The sequence below is a fragment of the Nocardioides sp. genome, assembly GCA_037045645.1.
Taxonomy (GTDB): domain Bacteria; phylum Actinomycetota; class Actinomycetes; order Propionibacteriales; family Nocardioidaceae; genus Nocardioides.
On sequence record JBAOIH010000001.1, the window covers coordinates 1,417,672 to 1,433,958 of the forward strand.

At 66.6% G+C, this 16,287-nt stretch carries 15 protein-coding genes; 13 read left to right on the plus strand and 2 right to left on the minus strand.

What is annotated here, in order from left to right; translation table 11 throughout:
• Positions 1 to 12: 12 nt before the first annotated feature.
• Positions 13 to 684, minus strand: coding sequence for an MBL fold metallo-hydrolase (locus V9G04_06995; protein ID MEI2713036.1), 672 nt, complete (start codon positions 682 to 684; stop codon positions 13 to 15).
• Positions 675 to 1,352, minus strand: a complete 678-nt coding sequence (locus tag V9G04_07000; protein MEI2713037.1) for a maleylpyruvate isomerase family mycothiol-dependent enzyme — start codon at positions 1,350 to 1,352, stop codon at positions 675 to 677. The genes V9G04_06995 and V9G04_07000 overlap by 10 nt, the downstream gene beginning before the upstream one ends.
• A 142-nt stretch (positions 1,353 to 1,494) precedes the next feature.
• Here V9G04_07000 and uvrA point away from each other — a divergent pair, with 142 nt between their 5' ends.
• From uvrA to V9G04_07065, 13 genes are all read left to right on the plus strand, one after another.
• The gene (uvrA, locus tag V9G04_07005) at positions 1,495 to 4,344 is read left to right on the plus strand and encodes an excinuclease ABC subunit UvrA (protein ID MEI2713038.1); all 2,850 of its coding nucleotides are present in this window, start codon (positions 1,495 to 1,497) and stop codon (positions 4,342 to 4,344) included.
• A gap of 59 nt (positions 4,345 to 4,403) precedes the next feature.
• A complete protein-coding gene (locus V9G04_07010) occupies positions 4,404 to 4,871 on the plus strand; it encodes a Rieske (2Fe-2S) protein (protein MEI2713039.1) in 468 nt (155 codons plus the stop codon).
• A 48-nt stretch (positions 4,872 to 4,919) separates the two neighbouring features.
• Positions 4,920 to 6,341: a glycosyltransferase family 2 protein gene (locus V9G04_07015; protein MEI2713040.1), complete on the plus strand. Its 1,422-nt coding sequence runs from the start codon at positions 4,920 to 4,922 to the stop codon at positions 6,339 to 6,341.
• A 32-nt stretch (positions 6,342 to 6,373) separates the two neighbouring features.
• Positions 6,374 to 8,326 carry an excinuclease ABC subunit UvrC gene (gene uvrC, locus V9G04_07020; protein ID MEI2713041.1) on the plus strand — a complete coding sequence of 651 codons (1,953 nt, stop codon included), beginning with the start codon at positions 6,374 to 6,376 and terminating at the stop codon, positions 8,324 to 8,326.
• 3 nt (positions 8,327 to 8,329) lie between these two features.
• Positions 8,330 to 9,211, plus strand: coding sequence for an RNase adapter RapZ (gene rapZ, locus V9G04_07025; protein ID MEI2713042.1), 882 nt, complete (start codon positions 8,330 to 8,332; stop codon positions 9,209 to 9,211).
• Position 9,212: 1 nt separating this feature from the next.
• Entirely contained in the window at positions 9,213 to 10,160 is a 948-nt protein-coding gene (gene yvcK / locus V9G04_07030) for a uridine diphosphate-N-acetylglucosamine-binding protein YvcK (protein MEI2713043.1), read from the plus strand.
• A gap of 53 nt (positions 10,161 to 10,213) precedes the next feature.
• Positions 10,214 to 11,200 carry a DNA-binding protein WhiA gene (whiA, locus tag V9G04_07035; GenBank protein ID MEI2713044.1) on the plus strand — a complete coding sequence of 329 codons (987 nt, stop codon included), beginning with the start codon at positions 10,214 to 10,216 and terminating at the stop codon, positions 11,198 to 11,200.
• Positions 11,201 to 11,318: 118 nt separating this feature from the next.
• Positions 11,319 to 12,323 carry a type I glyceraldehyde-3-phosphate dehydrogenase gene (gene gap / locus V9G04_07040; GenBank protein ID MEI2713045.1) on the plus strand — a complete coding sequence of 335 codons (1,005 nt, stop codon included), beginning with the start codon at positions 11,319 to 11,321 and terminating at the stop codon, positions 12,321 to 12,323.
• 43 nt (positions 12,324 to 12,366) lie between these two features.
• The gene (locus V9G04_07045) at positions 12,367 to 13,569 is read left to right on the plus strand and encodes a phosphoglycerate kinase (protein ID MEI2713046.1); all 1,203 of its coding nucleotides are present in this window, start codon (positions 12,367 to 12,369) and stop codon (positions 13,567 to 13,569) included.
• Between the two features lies 1 nt (position 13,570).
• Positions 13,571 to 14,359 carry a triose-phosphate isomerase gene (tpiA, locus tag V9G04_07050; protein ID MEI2713047.1) on the plus strand — a complete coding sequence of 263 codons (789 nt, stop codon included), beginning with the start codon at positions 13,571 to 13,573 and terminating at the stop codon, positions 14,357 to 14,359.
• Between the two features lie 29 nt (positions 14,360 to 14,388).
• Positions 14,389 to 14,622: a preprotein translocase subunit SecG gene (gene secG, locus V9G04_07055; protein MEI2713048.1), complete on the plus strand. Its 234-nt coding sequence runs from the start codon at positions 14,389 to 14,391 to the stop codon at positions 14,620 to 14,622.
• 56 nt (positions 14,623 to 14,678) lie between these two features.
• The gene (locus tag V9G04_07060; GenBank protein MEI2713049.1) at positions 14,679 to 15,038 is read left to right on the plus strand and encodes an RNA polymerase-binding protein RbpA; all 360 of its coding nucleotides are present in this window, start codon (positions 14,679 to 14,681) and stop codon (positions 15,036 to 15,038) included.
• 197 nt (positions 15,039 to 15,235) lie between these two features.
• A complete protein-coding gene (locus V9G04_07065) occupies positions 15,236 to 16,231 on the plus strand; it encodes a hypothetical protein (protein ID MEI2713050.1) in 996 nt (331 codons plus the stop codon).
• The last annotated feature ends 56 nt before the right edge of the window (positions 16,232 to 16,287 follow it).

The following is a 16,287-nucleotide window of genomic DNA, read 5'->3' on the forward strand; positions in this document are numbered from 1 at the left end:
TCTTCGCCTGACCTACCAGCCGCGCTCGCGCCATTCCTCCAGCGACGGCTTCTCGTCCCCGAGCATGCCGTCGTTGCCGTGGCCAGGATAGAAGCGCGTGTCGTCGGGGAGCGGGAACAACTTGGTCTCCACCTCGCCGATCAACTGGTCGAACGCGGCAGCCTCGCCAAACGTCGCCCCGACCCCGCCAGGGAAGAGGCAGTCGCCGGTGAAGAGATGGTGCGATCCGTCGGAGGCTTCGAGATAGAGACAGATCGACCCCGCGGTGTGGCCGGCAATCGGGATCACCGTGAGGGAACAAGCCCCGATCGGCACGGAGTCCCCGGCGCCCACGCGGCGATCGATCGCCACACCGGTCTGCTCGGTGATCGCGTCCGCGTCCGGGATGCCGGCAACCGTGGTGGCACCAGAGGACGCGACTACGGAAGCGAGCGCCCGGTGATGGTCCCAGTGCTGATGAGTCGTCACGATCGAGGACACCGGGCGCCCGTCGATCAGGGCGAGCAGGGCAGCGGAGTCGTCGGCCGCATCGATCAGCACGAGATCGTCCTCACAGGCCAGCAGATAGCAGTTGTTGGACATCTCCGGGTCGACGGCCAGCTTGGTCACCGTCAGGCAACCGGCCGTGAACGTCTGCGGGTCCCCGCCGGGCTTGACCTTGCCGTCGTACGCACTCATCGCCATGGCCCCAGGGTAGGCAGGTCGCCAGTGAGCCCTTCGCCAGACCCGCGCCCAAGCAGCCACCAGGTCAGGTCCGGGACAGAGCCGGTCACCTCGGGTCCGCCGCCGGCGAGCGTCACGTCGCCGGTGGGCGTACGCAACACCGCCCCGGGTCCGGAAGCACGATCCGCCACGACCTCCTCGAAGAGCCCAGACGCAAATGATGGCGGCCACGACGCAGCGCCATAACCGCACAACAGGTCCGCGTGATGCACCTCCACCTCACGCAACCGCATCGCCGGAATATTGACGCGGGGGAGTTGCTCGCCACCGGGCGTACGCCAGAAGGTGCCGACCCAGCCGCCCTTGGCCACGTCCACCACGGCATCGACGAAGCGAGTCGTCGAGCCCAGGAAACGCTCGCGCATCTCGGGTGGGACCGCCACGGCCAGCGCCTCGATGTCGGCGTCGCGAGACTCGGGCGAGGCATACATCGGTACGTCCTCGTGCTCGAGCAGTCCCTCCAGCACTCCGGACAACCCCTCGGCGTTCAACGCCAGATGCGCGACCACATGCGCGCGCGACCACCCGGGAAGTGCCGAAGGCGCTGCAAGGTCGTCCTCCGAGAGCCCATCGACGCTGCGGATGAGCCCTTGCGTCGCCTCGATCAGCGGTTCCAACGAGAGTTCCATGGCGTCATCGTGGCTCACACCCCTTCGGTGGCGTGAGAGGCTAGGGCAGTTCGGCGTGGCGGGTTGCTTCCCCGGCGCTGCGCGACGAACATCTGTTCGAACACGCGTGCGTACGCCACGACAACTTACGAAGGACTCACCCGTGAGCAACCAGCTCATCATCCGCGGAGCCCGGGAGCACAACCTCAAGGATGTCTCGCTCGACCTGCCCCGCGATGCCCTCATCGTCTTCACCGGCCTGTCCGGCTCCGGCAAGTCCAGCCTCGCCTTCGACACGATCTTCGCCGAGGGGCAGCGGCGTTATGTCGAGTCGCTCAGCGCGTACGCCCGCCAGTTCCTCGGCCAGATGGATAAGCCCGACGTCGATTTCATCGAGGGGCTGTCGCCCGCGGTCTCGATCGATCAGAAGTCCACGAGCAAGAACCCTCGCTCGACAGTCGGCACGATCACCGAGGTGTACGACTACCTGCGCCTGCTCTATGCGCGCGCCGGTCGCCCGCACTGCCCGACCTGCGGTGCCCCGATCGAACGCCAGACCCCACAGCAGATCGTCGATCGTGTCCTGGCTCTCGAAGAAGGTGCGCGGTTCCAGGTGCTCGCACCTGTCATCCGTGGTCGCAAGGGGGAGTACGTCGAACTCTTCAAGCAACTCCAGACCCAGGGCTACTCCCGCGCGCGCGTCAACGGCGAGACGATCCAACTCAGTGAGCCGCCCAAACTCGACAAGCAGAAGAAGCACACCATCGAGGTCGTGATCGACCGGCTCGCGGTCAAGGCGAGCAGCAAGCGCCGCCTGACCGACTCCGTCGAGACCGCGCTGCAACTCGCGCAGGGCCTGGTCGTCTTCGACTTCGTCGACCGCGACGCGAAGCATCCCGACAGAGAACTCAAGTTCTCCGAGAAGATGGCCTGTCCCAACGACCATGCCATCGAGACCGACGACCTCGAGCCGCGCAGTTTCTCGTTCAACAGCCCCTTCGGCGCGTGCCCGGCCTGTCACGGCCTCGGCACCCGGATGGAGGTCGACCCCGAACTCGTCATCCCCGACCCGACCGCGAGCATCGGCGAGGGCGCGATCTCGCCCTGGTCGAGCGCGCACGTCGCCGACTACTTCCTCAAGCTCCTCAACGCGCTCGGCGAAGAGGTCGGCTTCGACCTCAACACCCCGTGGGAGAAGATCCCGGCCAAGGCGCAGAAGGCGATCCTCTTCGGCCACCCCACCAAGGTGCACGTCGTCACGACCAACCGATATGGGCGCCAGCGCGCCTATTACGCCGACTACGAGGGCGTGCAGTCCTACGTCGAGCGCCGCCACCGTGAGGCCGAGTCCGACACCAGCCGCGAACGCTTCGAGGGCTTCATGCGCGAGGTGCCCTGTCCGGCCTGCGCCGGCAGCCGCCTCAAGCAGGTCTCGCGGGCGGTCACCCTGCCCGGCAAGGACGGCGACAAGAACATCGCCGAGGTCTGCGCGCTGCCCATCAACGAGACGGCCGACTTCCTGCGTACGCTCGACCTCTCCACCCGTGAACGCCAGATCGGCGAACGCGTGCTCAAGGAGATCCAGGAGCGGCTCAACTTCCTGCTCGACGTGGGGCTCGACTATCTGAGTCTGGATCGGCCCAGCGGGTCGCTCTCAGGCGGTGAGGCGCAGCGGATCCGGCTCGCCACCCAGATCGGTGCGGGTCTGGTCGGCGTGCTCTATGTCCTCGACGAGCCCAGCATCGGCTTGCACCAGCGCGACAACCAGCGGCTGATCGAGACGTTGATCCGGCTCAAGGACCTCGGCAACACCCTGATCGTGGTAGAGCACGATGAGGACACCATCAAGGTGGCCGACCACATCGTCGATATCGGCCCGGGCGCCGGTGAGCACGGCGGCCAGGTGGTGCACTCCGGCAGTGTCGAGGACCTGCTCACGCATCCTGACTCGATGACCGGGCAATACCTGTCCGGTCGCCGTCAGATCAGCGTTCCCGACGTACGCCGTCCGCGCACCAAGGGCCGCGACCTCGTCGTCCACGGCGCCAGGGAGAACAACCTCAAGAACGTCACCGTGAAGTTCCCGCTCGGCACCTTCACCGCCGTCACCGGCGTCAGCGGGTCGGGCAAGAGCACGCTGGTCAACGACATCCTCTACACCAGCCTCGCGCGCCAGATCTACAACGCTCGTGCCATCCCGGGCCGGCACCAGAAGATCACCGGGCTGGAGAATGTCGACAAGGTGATCCATGTCGACCAGAGCCCGATCGGCCGCACCCCGAGATCCAACCCGGCTACTTACACCGGTGTGTTCGACCACGTCCGCAAACTCTTCGCCGCGACCCCCGAGGCGAAGATGCGTGGCTACCTTCAAGGGCGTTTCTCGTTCAACGTCAAGGGTGGACGCTGCGAGGCGTGCGCGGGTGACGGCACGATCAAGATTGAGATGAACTTCCTGCCCGACGTCTACGTCCCGTGCGAGGTCTGCCACGGCGCGCGCTACAACCGCGAGACGCTCGAGGTGCACTACAAGGGCAAGACCATCGCCGAGGTGCTCGACATGCCGATCGAGGAGGCCGCCGAATTCTTCGCAGCCGTCCCTGCGATCGCACGACACATGAAGACTCTGTGCGAGGTCGGGTTGGGATACGTACGCCTGGGTCAGCCGGCCACGACTCTGTCGGGCGGTGAAGCCCAGCGCGTCAAACTGTCCAGCGAGCTGCAAAAACGCAGCACCGGCCGCACTGTCTACGTGCTCGACGAGCCGACGACCGGCCTGCACTTCGAAGACATCCGCAAACTGCTGCATGTGCTCAGCGGCCTGGTCGACAAGGGCAACACGGTGCTGGTGATCGAGCACAACCTCGATGTGATCAAGACCGCCGACTGGATCATCGACATGGGTCCGGAGGGTGGCTCGCGAGGTGGCACCGTGGTGGCCGAGGGCACGCCGGAGCAGGTGGCCAACGTCAAGGGCAGCCATACGGGTGCGTTCCTCAAAGGTGTGCTTTAAGCAAAACGCCAGGTTCGTTCGCTAGCCTCGCCGCGATCGCCCGCCACGAAGGAGAACCCATGAGTGAAACCGCCCCGCACCTCGGTCGTCGTACGGCACTGACCGGTCTCGCGGTGGCCGGTCTCTCGGGCGGCGCGCTGACCGCGTGTGGCAGCGAGGAGACCGATACCGCGAGCGACCCGACCTCTCCGGAGACCACGCCGGCGTCTTCGGCCGATGCCGGTGAGTCGCAGGCTCCAGCCGGAGAGGCACTCACCAAGACGGCCGACATTCCCGAGGGAGGTGGCGTGATCTTCCAGGACCAGGAGGTCGTGGTCACCCAGCCGACGGCGGGGGAGTTCAAGTGCTTCTCCGCGATCTGCACTCATCAAGGCTGTCTGGTCTCCAGCGTCACCGAGACGATCAACTGCAAGTGCCACAACAGCACGTTCGCGCTGGCGGACGGGGCGCCGGTGAGCGGCCTGGCCCGCATGGCGTTGGAGGAGAAGTCCATCACCGTCGACGGAGACTCGATCGTCCTGGGCTGATGTGACAGTCTCGCGCGTACGCTTCGTACAACTGGAGTTGTAGGCGAGATGACACGCGAGACCAAGGCTGGGGCTTCTGCGCGCCCCGAGATGGCGACATCGCGCGTGCGGCTGTGTGCCATCGCGCGGGACGAGGGCGCATATCTTGCCGACTGGATCTTCCACCATCTCTATTTCGGCTTTGACTCCATAGAAATCTGGGTCAACGGGACATCTGACACCTCGATCGAGATCCTGACGCGCACTCAGCGACACCATCCGGAAGTGCGATACGAGGTCGTCGACGAGCTGCTCGCCCAGTGCGTCAGCGAAGGCAGGGTGTTCCAGCACGAGGCGTACGAGCGCATGGCACGTCGGGCTCGTCACGACGGATTCAGCCATGCGGCATTTCTCGATCTGGATGAGTGGTGGCTTGCGCGCGATTTTCGTACGCCGATCCAAGACTTCCTCGGACGAAGCGGGCGGCGTCCGAGCGTCGTGTCTTTTCCATGGCTGATGGATGTTCCGGATCGAAATCGCGAGCCGTTTCGGCACGCGGTCCTCGACGCCGGGGCATTTCAGCTTGATTCGCACGTCAAGTCTGTGATGAGCCTTGACGACCGACTAGGCGCGATCTCCGTGCACACCGCCCGCGCGCGTGGCGGGCGCCGACTGATCCGCGAGCGCTTCCCTCGGGAGGATGGAGCGCGGCAACTCGGCTGGAGCGTCGTGTCGAGTGCCTGGCTGGCGAGCAACAGTGCAGCCGTGCCCGAGGCCTTCGTGCTGCATGCCGCCCATCGCTCGCAAGAAGAGTATGTCTCCGGTCTGGCCAAGGGGCTGCGGCAAACCGGACGTGACATCTCCTTCAAGAACACCAGGGGCGGGTTTTCACCGAGCGTGCAGCCTCGGTTGACGTGGGAAGTCGACGCTAGGGATTCGGCGCGCTATCGCGAGAGGCTGGACGAGTTTCGCCGGAATGCTGACGTGAACGAACTGACGACCGCGGCCGAGTTGCAAAGCACGAGGCGATACGAAGCCGCCATGCATCGATTGCGCACCGAGCCCGACTTCCTTCGCGCTCACGTCGAAGCGTTGCACGGAATCTGCGACGAGGGACTCGATCGTGCGTTTCCTGGCTGGGATGTCGCACTCAACAGTTGGGTGGATAGCGCAGCCATCGTGGGAGATCGTCTCGAAGTCACCGGCTGGGCGTTTCGGGACGATCGCCAAGGTGGCATCGAGTTCGCGATCGAGGCTGGACCGATCGAGACTGGACAGGGCGTCGCGCTGGCGCCGCTCTCGTGCGTTTCACAGAGTCGACCCGAGGTCGGAAACCTGTTCAAGGGTGCCCCTGATGAGTGTGGCTTCCGACTGGAATTCCCAGCACTCGCAGCCCCGCTCGTCCTGCTGATGAGGCTGGAAGGACGAACGCACTGGCGGCGCACGCCGCTCTCGCCTCTTCTTTCCGGCGAAGGCGGAGAATCGCTGTGAGGTGGTGCGGTCCGCGCCCGTAGGCTGGTCGAGTGCCCGTCAGCTATCGCCCCGAGCCGGGGGAGATCCCCACTCAGCCCGGGGTCTACCGGTTCCGCGACCGGCACGGGCGGGTGATCTACGTCGGCAAGGCCAAGAACCTGCGCGCCCGGCTGTCGTCGTACTTCCAAGACGTCGCCCACCTGCACCCACGCACCGCGACGATGGTCGCTACGGGCGCCTCGGTCGAGTGGACGGTCGTGAAGACCGAGGTCGAGGCGCTGCAACTCGAATACTCCTGGATCAAGGAGTTCGACCCGCGCTTCAACGTCAAATACCGCGACGACAAGTCCTATCCGTGGCTCGCGGTGACGGTGGGCGAGGAGTTTCCGCGGGTGATGGTCGGGCGCGGTGCCAAGAAGCGTGGCACCCGCTACTTCGGCCCCTATAGCCACGCCTGGGCGATCCGGGAGACCGTCGACCTGCTGTTGCGCGTCTTCCCGATGCGCTCGTGCAGCAACGGGGTCTTCAAGCGCCACGGCCAGATGGGGCGGCCGTGCCTGTTGGGCTACATCGACAAGTGCTCGGCACCCTGCGTGGGGGAGATCAGCGCGGACGACCACCGCGAGATCGTCGAGGACTTCTGCGACTTCGTCGCCGGCCGGACCGGAGCGTTCACCAGGCGGTTGGAGCAGGAGATGTACGCCGCGTCGGAGGCGCTGGACTTCGAGAAGGCCGCGCGGCTGCGCGATGACCTGGGGGCGCTCAACAAAGCGCTGGAGAAGCAGGCCGTCGTACTCGCCGACGGCACCGACGCCGACGTGATCGCCCTCGCCGAGGATCCCCTCGAAGTCGCGGTGCAGATCTTCCACGTCCGTGGTGGCCGGATCCGCGGCCAGCGCGGGTGGGTCGCGGATCGGGCGGACGATTCCGACACCGGCGGGCTGGTCGACAACTTCCTGCTCCAGCTCTACAGCGCCGAGCCCGACGCGATCCCGCGCGAGGTGCTCGTGCCGGCACTGCCGCCCGACCATGCAACGTTCGAGCAGTTGCTCAGTGATCTGCGCGGCTCCAAGGTGCAGATCCGGGTGCCCCGGCGCGGGGACAAGCTGTCGTTGCAGGAGACCGTGGCGCGCAACGCGGCGCAGGCGCTGGCCATGCACAAGACCAAACGGGCCTCGGACCTGACGACGCGCAACCGGGCGCTGGAGGAGATCGCGCAGGCACTGGAGTTGCCGGAGGCGCCGCTGCGCATCGAGTGCTACGACGTCTCCAACCTGCAAGGCACCGAGGTCGTGGCGTCGATGGTCGTGTTCGAGGACGGCTTGGCACGCAAGAGCGAATACCGCCGCTTCGTGATCAGAGGTGTCGACGGGCAGAACGACGTCGCCTCGATGCACGAGGTGATCACGCGCCGATTCCGCCGCCTTCTCGACGAGTCCGACTCGCGCACGGTCACCACCGAGGAAGGCCCGATGCTGGTTGACCCCGAGACCGGTCGACCGCGCAAGTTCGCGTACGTCCCGGCCTTGGTAGTCGTCGACGGTGGCCCGCCCCAGGTGGCGGCAGCCAGCGACGCCCTGGCGGGGCTGGGCCTGACCCAGATCCCGGTGTGTGGCCTGGCCAAGCGGCTGGAGGAGGTCTGGTTGCCCGACGACGAAGATCCCGTCATCTTGCCGCGCACCAGCGAAGGCCTCTACCTGCTCCAGCGGATCCGTGACGAGGCGCACCGGTTCGCCATCACCCACCACCGCAATCGGCGCTCCAAGTCGATGGTCGAGAGCATGCTCGATGAGGTGTCCGGCCTTGGCGAGATCCGACGCAAGACGCTGCTCAAGCACTTCGGCTCGCTGAAGAAGTTGCGCGTCGCGACCGTCGAGGAGATCGCACAGGTGCCCGGGATCGGACTGCGTACGGCCGCTGCCATCAAGCATGCCGTCGACGCGCGAGCAGACATTGGCAAGATGAGCGTCAACACCGCTACGGGTGAGATCGAGGAAGGCTGAGCCGTGAGTCAACGCAACCCTGGGGCGACCGGAGGCGAACTCGTCGTCGTGACGGGCATGACCGGCGCCGGACGCAGCACCGCGGCCAAGGAATTGGAGGATCTGGGCTACTTCGTGGTCGACAACATCCCGCCGTCCTTGGTGCGTGACGTGGTGCGTCTGGTCGACGAGAGCCGCGGCGTCGAACAGCCCATCGGCGTGGTGGTGGACGTACGCTCCGGCAACTTCTTCGACCGACTCCAGGCCATCATCGATCAGGGCCAGATGGGCCGTCGTACCTCCCTGCTCTTCCTCGAGGCGTCCGACGACGTGCTCGTCCGTCGTCAAGATGCCGCCCGTCGCCCGCATCCGTTGCAAGGCAGTGGGCGTCTGCTCGACGGCCTGTTGCGTGAGCGCAAGGTGTTGGAGGGACTGCGCGGCAACGCCGACCTGGTGATCGACACGACCAACCTCAACGTGCATCAGTTGAGCAAACGGATCGCCGAGGCCTTCGGGTCGCCGAAGTCGGTCAGCCTCAAGGTCAGCGTGATCAGCTTCGGCTTCAAGTACGGCATTCCGGTCGATGCGGACTACGTCGCCGACATGCGGTTCCTGCCCAACCCGTTCTGGGTTCCGGATCTGCGCCCGCAGAGCGGCAAGGACGCCCCCGTCGCGGACTATGTGATGAGCCAGCCAGGTGCCGCCGAATTCCTCGAGGGCTACCTGCCCGTGCTGGAGACGGTCGCCGACGGCTTCTTGCGCGAAGGCAAACGATTCATGCAGGTCGCGATCGGGTGCACCGGCGGCAAGCACCGCAGCGTGGCCATGACCGAGGCCATCGTGGCGCGGCTCAAGGACCGCGGGTACGACACCCGGGCCGCGCACCGCGACCTCGGACGGGAGTGAGGTGGATCGCCGAGCGGTCGCCCTAGGGGGTGGCCACGGCCTGGCGGCGACGCTCACCGCTCTGCGAGCCCTACGCGACGTCGGCGCTGTCGACGAGGTCACCGCCATCGTGACGGTCGCAGACAACGGCGGCTCGTCCGGTCGACTCCGCGGAGAGTTCGGGGTGCTGCCCCCGGGCGACCTGCGGATGGCGCTGGCCGCGCTCTGCGCAGATGACGAGTGGGGGCAGACCTGGGCCGAGGTGATCCAGCACCGCTTTGCCGGCGACGGGGACCTGCGCGGTCATGCACTGGGCAACCTGCTGATCGTGAGCCTGTGGGAGCTGATGGGCGACCACGTCCGTGCGCTTGACTGGGTCGGCAGGCTGTTGGGCAGTCAGGGGCGCGTCTTGCCGATGGCGATCACGCCGATGGACATCCGAGCGCGCGTACGCGGGGCGGATCCTGCTGCCCCCGACCAGGTCGTCGATGTACGCGGCCAGGTCGCGGTGGCCGGCACCGACGGACTGATCGAATCGGTGAGCCTTGAGCCCGCAGATCCTGCTGCGTGTCCTGAAGCCGTTCAGGCCGTGCTCGACGCGCAGTGGGTCTTCCTCGGGCCTGGTTCGTGGTTCACCTCGGTGATCCCGCACCTGATGGTGCCGCAGTTGCGCGAGGCGCTAGAACGTACGCAGGCCAAGTTGGTCGTCCTGCTCAACCTGGCCGAGCAGGCGGGCGAGACGAGCGGGTTCGGGCCGGTCGACTATCTGTCCGCCTTGCGCGAGCATGCGCCCGGTCTTCAGGTCCACACCGTGCTGGCCAACATCGCGTCGGTGGCCGAGCCCGACGAGCTTGCGCGAGAAGCGGCGCGGATGGGGGCCTGCCTGGTGTTGGCCGACCTCGAGGTGCCCGGCGAGCCTCGCCACGACACGAGCAAACTCGCGCGGAGTTTCGGCGATCTCTGGGCCTGATCCGGCACCGGGCTGCCACACGGGTCGTTGACGTGCATGGCAGGATTCCCGGCATGGCGATGACGGCTCAGGTGAAGGCAGAACTGGCGGCCATCGAGGTCACGAAACCCTGCTGCCGCAAGGCAGAAGTCGCCACCATGTTGCGGTTCGCGGGTGGTCTGCACATCGTCTCGGGCCAGATCGTGGTCGAGGCCGAACTCGACACCGGCGCCGCTGCCCGACGGCTGCGTACCGACCTACAGGAGATCTTCGGTCACTCCTCGACCATGGTCGTGGTGCAGGGCGGGGGACTGCGCAAGGGCACCCGCTTCATCGTGCGGGTGGTCAAGGACGGCGAAGCACTGGCGCGCCAGACAGGCCTGCTCGACACCCGCGGACGTCCCGTACGAGGGCTGCCCCCTGCGGTCGTCAACGGGGGAAACTGCGATGCCGTCGCGGCCCTGCGAGGGGCGTTCCTGGCCCATGGCTCGCTCACGGAACCGGGGCGTTCGTCGAGTCTCGAGATCACCTGCCCAGGCCCCGAGGCCGCGCTTGCTCTCGTCGGCATCATTCGCCGGCTCGGTGTGCAGGCCAAGCCGCGTGAGGTACGCGGGGTGGACCGGGTCGTCGTACGCGATGGCGACGCGATCGGCGCGCTGCTGACCCGTCTGGGCGCCCACGAGGCGCTGCTGGTGTGGGAGGAGCGGCGGATGCGCCGCGAGGTGCGGGCCACTGCCAACCGGTTGGCGAACTTCGACGACGCAAACCTGCGTCGTTCGGCCCAGGCGGCCGTCGCGGCCGGGGCTCGCGTACAGCGGGCGATGGAGATCCTGGGCGACGAGGTTCCCGACCACCTCCGACTTGCAGGTGACCTTCGTCTGGAGCACGCCAACGCGTCGCTGGAGGAGCTTGGCCAACTGCACCAGCCGCCGCTGACGAAGGACGCGATCGCCGGCCGGATCCGGCGACTTCTCGGGATGGCAGACAAGCGCGCGGAGGAGTTGGGGATCCCCAACACCGAGGCCTCCCTGACGCCGGAAATGTTCGCAGACGACGCCTGAATGACGACAAGGTGAACGCTGGGCAGGCCCGTTTCTGTCTACTACTCAGTAGTGAGTAGGGTCGGTCTTGTAGCTCACAGATCGCTACGAATCCACCGAGCAAACAGGAGCACCACCCGTGACCGTTCGTGTAGGCATCAACGGCTTCGGCCGCATCGGCCGCAACTTCTTCCGCGCTGTCCAGGCTTCCGGCGCCGACATCGAGATCGTCGCCGCGAACGACCTGATGGACAACAAGTCCATCGCCCACCTGCTGAAGTACGACTCCGTGCTCGGCGTCCTCAAGGACGACGTCAGCGCGACCGACGAGTCCATCACCGTCGGTGACAAGACCATCAAGGTCTTCGCCGAGCGCAACCCCGCCGACATCGCGTGGGGCGACGCCGGTGCCGACATCGTGATCGAGTCGACCGGCATCTTCACCGACGCCACCAAGGCGCACGCCCACATCGACGGCGGCGCCAAGAAGGTCATCATCTCCGCGCCCGCCAGCAACGAGGACGCGACCTTCGTGATGGGCGTCAACCACGCCGACTACGACCCGGCCAAGCACCACGTGATCTCCAATGCGTCGTGCACCACCAACTGTCTCGCTCCGATGGCCAAGCCCCTGTCCGATGAACTCGGCATCGTCAAGGGCCTGATGACCACCGTGCACGCGTACACCCAGGACCAGAACCTGCTCGACGGTCCGCACAAGGACATGCGTCGCGCCCGCGCCGCAGCGCTGTCGATCATCCCGACCTCCACCGGGGCGGCGAAGGCCATCGGCCTGGTCATGCCCGAGCTCAAGGGCAAGCTCGACGGGTACGCCCTGCGCGTTCCGACCCCGACCGGTTCGGCTACCGACCTGACCTTCGAGGCCGGGCGCGAGACCACCGTCGAAGAGGTCAACGCGATCGTCAAGTCTGCCGCCGAGGGTGCGCTGAAGGGCTTCCTGAAGTACACCGAGGACCCGATCGTGTCGGCTGACATCGTCACCGACCCGTCGTCGTGCATCTTCGACTCCGGTCTGACCAAGGTGATCGGCAACCAGGTCAAGGTCGTCGGCTGGTACGACAACGAGTGGGGCTACTCCAACCGCCTCATCGACCTGACCGAGCTCGTCGGCAAGTCGCTCTGAGTCGTCTGACCCAGGTTTCGTTCGAAGCAAGGAGAGCGCCAGCATGTCCGGAATCGAGTCGTTGGGTGACGTACGCGGCAAGCGCGTGCTGGTCCGTTCGGACCTGAACGTCCCGCTGGACGGCACCACCATCACCGATGACGGTCGGATTCGCGCGAGCGTGCCGACCATCAAGGCGCTCTCCGACGCGGGGGCCCGGGTCGTCGTCACGGCGCACCTGGGTCGCCCGACGGGCGAACCCGACCCGAAGTACTCCCTTGCGCCCGTGGCGGCTCGGCTCGGCGAGCTGCTCGGTCGCGACGTCTCGTTCGCGACCGACACGGTGGGCGACTCGGCCCGCGCGACCGTCGCGGGTCTGTCCGACGGCGACGTCGCCGTGCTGGAGAACGTGCGCTTCAACGCGGGCGAGACCAGCAAGGACGACGCCGTGCGGGCTGCCTTCGCCGCTGAACTCGCCGCCCTCGCGGATGCGTTCGTCTCCGACGGGTTCGGAGTAGTCCACCGCAAGCAGGCCAGCGTGTACGACGTCGCGCAGATCCTCCCGTCCGCCATGGGCGGTCTGGTCGCCAAGGAGGTCGATGTGTTGCGTCGCCTCACAGTGGACCCGGCCCGCCCGTACGTCGTGGTGCTGGGTGGCTCGAAGGTCTCCGACAAGCTCGGCGTGATCGACAACCTGCTGGAGAAGGCCGACAAACTGCTCATCGGCGGCGGCATGGTGTTCACCTTCTTGAAGGCCAAGGGCTTCGAGGTGGGCAAGAGCCTGCTCGAAGAGGACCAGGTCGAGGTGTGCCGGCGTTATCTGGACGAAGCCGCCGAGCGCGGCGTCGAGTTGTTGTTGCCGACCGACATCGTGGTCGACACCGCGTTCCCGTCGGGAGAGCGTGAGCCGCAGCCCCAAGTCGTGGCGGCGGACGCCATCCCGGCCGACGCGCTGGGTCTCGACATCGGACCGGAGTCGGCGGCTGCCTTCGCGGCGGCGCTGGCGGACGCTCAGACGGTGTTCTGGAACGGGCCGATGGGCGTCTTCGAGACCGATGCCTTCGCCGGGGGCACCCGAGCCGTGGCGCAGGCCCTCACCGAGGCCCCTGGTCTCACCGTCGTCGGTGGCGGCGACTCGGCGGCGGCCGTACGCACTCTCGGATTCGACGAGGCCGCGTTCGGCCACATCTCCACGGGCGGCGGCGCGTCCCTGGAGTACCTCGAGGGCAAGGAACTGCCCGGCATCGCCGTGATCGAAGGGAACTGACATGGCTCGCACGCCGCTGATGGCCGGCAACTGGAAGATGAACCTGAACCACCAGGAAGCGGTGGCACTGGTCCAGAAGTTGGCGTGGACGCTTTCCGACAAGCGCCACGACTACGCCAAGGCCGAGGTCGTGGTGATCCCGCCGTACGTCGACCTGCGCTCGGTGCAGACGCTCGTCGATGGCGACAACCTGCAGATCGGGTACGGCGCGCAGGACGTGTCGGAGCACGACAGTGGCGCCTACACCGGTGAGGTCTCGGCCTCGATGCTGGCCAAGCTGGGGTGCTCGTACGTCGTCGTCGGTCACTCCGAGCGCCGCGAGTACCACAACGAATCCGACGCCTTGGTCAGCGCCAAGGCGCACAAGGCGTACGACGCCAAGATGATCCCGATCGTGTGTGTCGGTGAAGGTCTCGACGTCCGCAAGGCTGGCGAGCAGGTGGCCTACACGTTGGCTCAGGTCGACGGCTCGCTCGCGGGCTTCTCGGCCAAGGACGTGGCGTCGCTGGTGATCGCGTACGAGCCGGTCTGGGCGATCGGCACCGGCGAGGTTGCCACTCCCGACGACGCGCAGGAGGTCTGCGCGGCCATTCGTGAGCGTGTGCGTGAGGTGCACGGCGACGAGGCGGCGGACTCCGTACGCGTGCTGTACGGCGGCTCGGTCAAGGCCGCCAACGTCGCGGCGATCATGGCGCAGCCCGACGTGGACGGCGCGCTCGTTGGGGGAGCGTCGCTGCAGGTCGACGAGTTCGGCGGAATCTGTCGCTTCTACGACCTGCCCGTTCTCTGAACCGCAGGGTCCTGACGTAGGCTCCTCCCGTGATTCTTGCCTTTACCATCCTGCTGATCCTCACCAGCTTGCTGATGATCGTTCTCGTGCTGCTGCACAAGGGCCGCGGCGGCGGAATGTCCGACATGTTCGGCGGCGGGGTCTCCAGTTCTCTCGGCGGCTCGTCCGTGGCCGAACGCAACCTCGATCGTTTCACCGTCGGCGTCGGCCTAATCTGGTTCGCCTCGATCATCGCGCTCGGGTTGACGTACGCGCACGGCTGAGCCGGCTTTCCTACTTTCTCCCAAGTTTCTCGATAGTCCAGAGAGGACGACGTACGTTGGCTGGTGGTGGCAACGCGATCCGGGGTAGCCGGGTCGGTGCTGGACCGATGGGTGAAGCCGAGCGCGGCGACGCAGCTCCGCGCCAGGCGGTCACCTTCTTCTGCTCGCACGGTCACAAGGCCGTGGTCAGTTTCGCGATCGAGGCGGTGCCGCCTGAGACGTGGGACTGCCCCAAGTGCGGCCTTCCGGCGTCGGTGGACAGTGAGAACCCGCCGCCGGCTCCGAAGATCGAGCCCTACAAGACGCACCTGGCGTACGTGAAGGAGCGCCGCTCCGACGCAGAGGCCAAGGACATCCTCAGCGACGCCGTCGACCTGCTCCGGCGGCGGCGCAAGTCCGGCGACATCGTCTTCTGACCGGGCACAAACGCACGCGTGAAACCCGCCGAGCGGGCGCGAACGCACGCGTGAAACCCGCCGAGCGGGCGCAAACGCACGCGTGAAACCCGCCGAGCGGGCGCAAACGCACGTACGAGCCGTGCTCGGCGAGCGCACCCACACGTGCCCTGTGGATAGCCAAGCGCCGACCTCGCCAGTTCGGCAAGAGTCGGCGCATGAATCAACTTCCACTATGGTGTCGCAGCGGCGCGGTCTTGGGGCCCGAATCTCCCTTGCCTCTCGATCGGCCTTTCACGGTCAAGCAAGCGCGCGGACTCGGGGTCAGCCGAGGACTCCTGGGTCGGCTGACCACCTGTGGATTCGTACGACCCGTACTGCATGGCGTGTATGTCGCGTCGCAGGTTCCCGATGCGTTGGCGCTGCGCTTGGCTGCCGTACGGCTGGTCGTCCCTGACCACGCCATCGTGGTGGATCGCACCGCCGCCTGGTTGCATGGGGTCGACGCATTGCCGCGCAGCGCCATCTATGAGCTGCCCGACCTGGACGTCTTCAGCCGCGACGCCAATCGGATGCGCCGTGACGGCGTGCGTAGCGGGACCCGGGGCCTTCTCGACCGCGACATCGAGGTCAGGGGTGGGGTGGCGCTGACGACACCCCTTCGCACGGCCTGCGATCTGGGTCGCCTGCTGTGGCGATATGACGCATTGAGCGCGATTGATGGATTCTTGCGACTCGGTGTCGAGCCGGCCGAGTTGGCGTTCGAGATCAACCGGTTCAAGGGTTTCCGAGGCGTACGGCAGTTGCGGACTCTCGCACCCCTAGGCGATCCGCGCGCCGAGTCTCCGCCTGAAAGCGCGCTGCGATTGCACTGGCACGACTCGGGAAATCCCTGGCCGGACATGCAGATGTGGGTGTACTGCGACGACGGACGACCGCGCTATCGCATCGATGTCGGCGCCGAGGTGGTGCTGTACGGGGTCGAGTACTTCGGCGAGCCATTCCACTCCGAGGACACCCGCGCCCACGACGACGGCCGACTGCGCTGGCTCTCCGAGGAACGAGGTTGGCAGATGGAGGTCTTCACCAAGGAGGATCTGTACGGCCCACAGCTCGCCGCGACCGACATGTTGCGATCGGGGTACGAGCGGGCGCGCGCGACCTTAGGGATCCGCACTTCGAGGATCATCGACCTGGGGCGACCGCAGCACTAGGTGGACGCGTGCGTTTCCGCCCGCTGGGCAGGTTTCACGCGTGCGTTTCCGCCCGG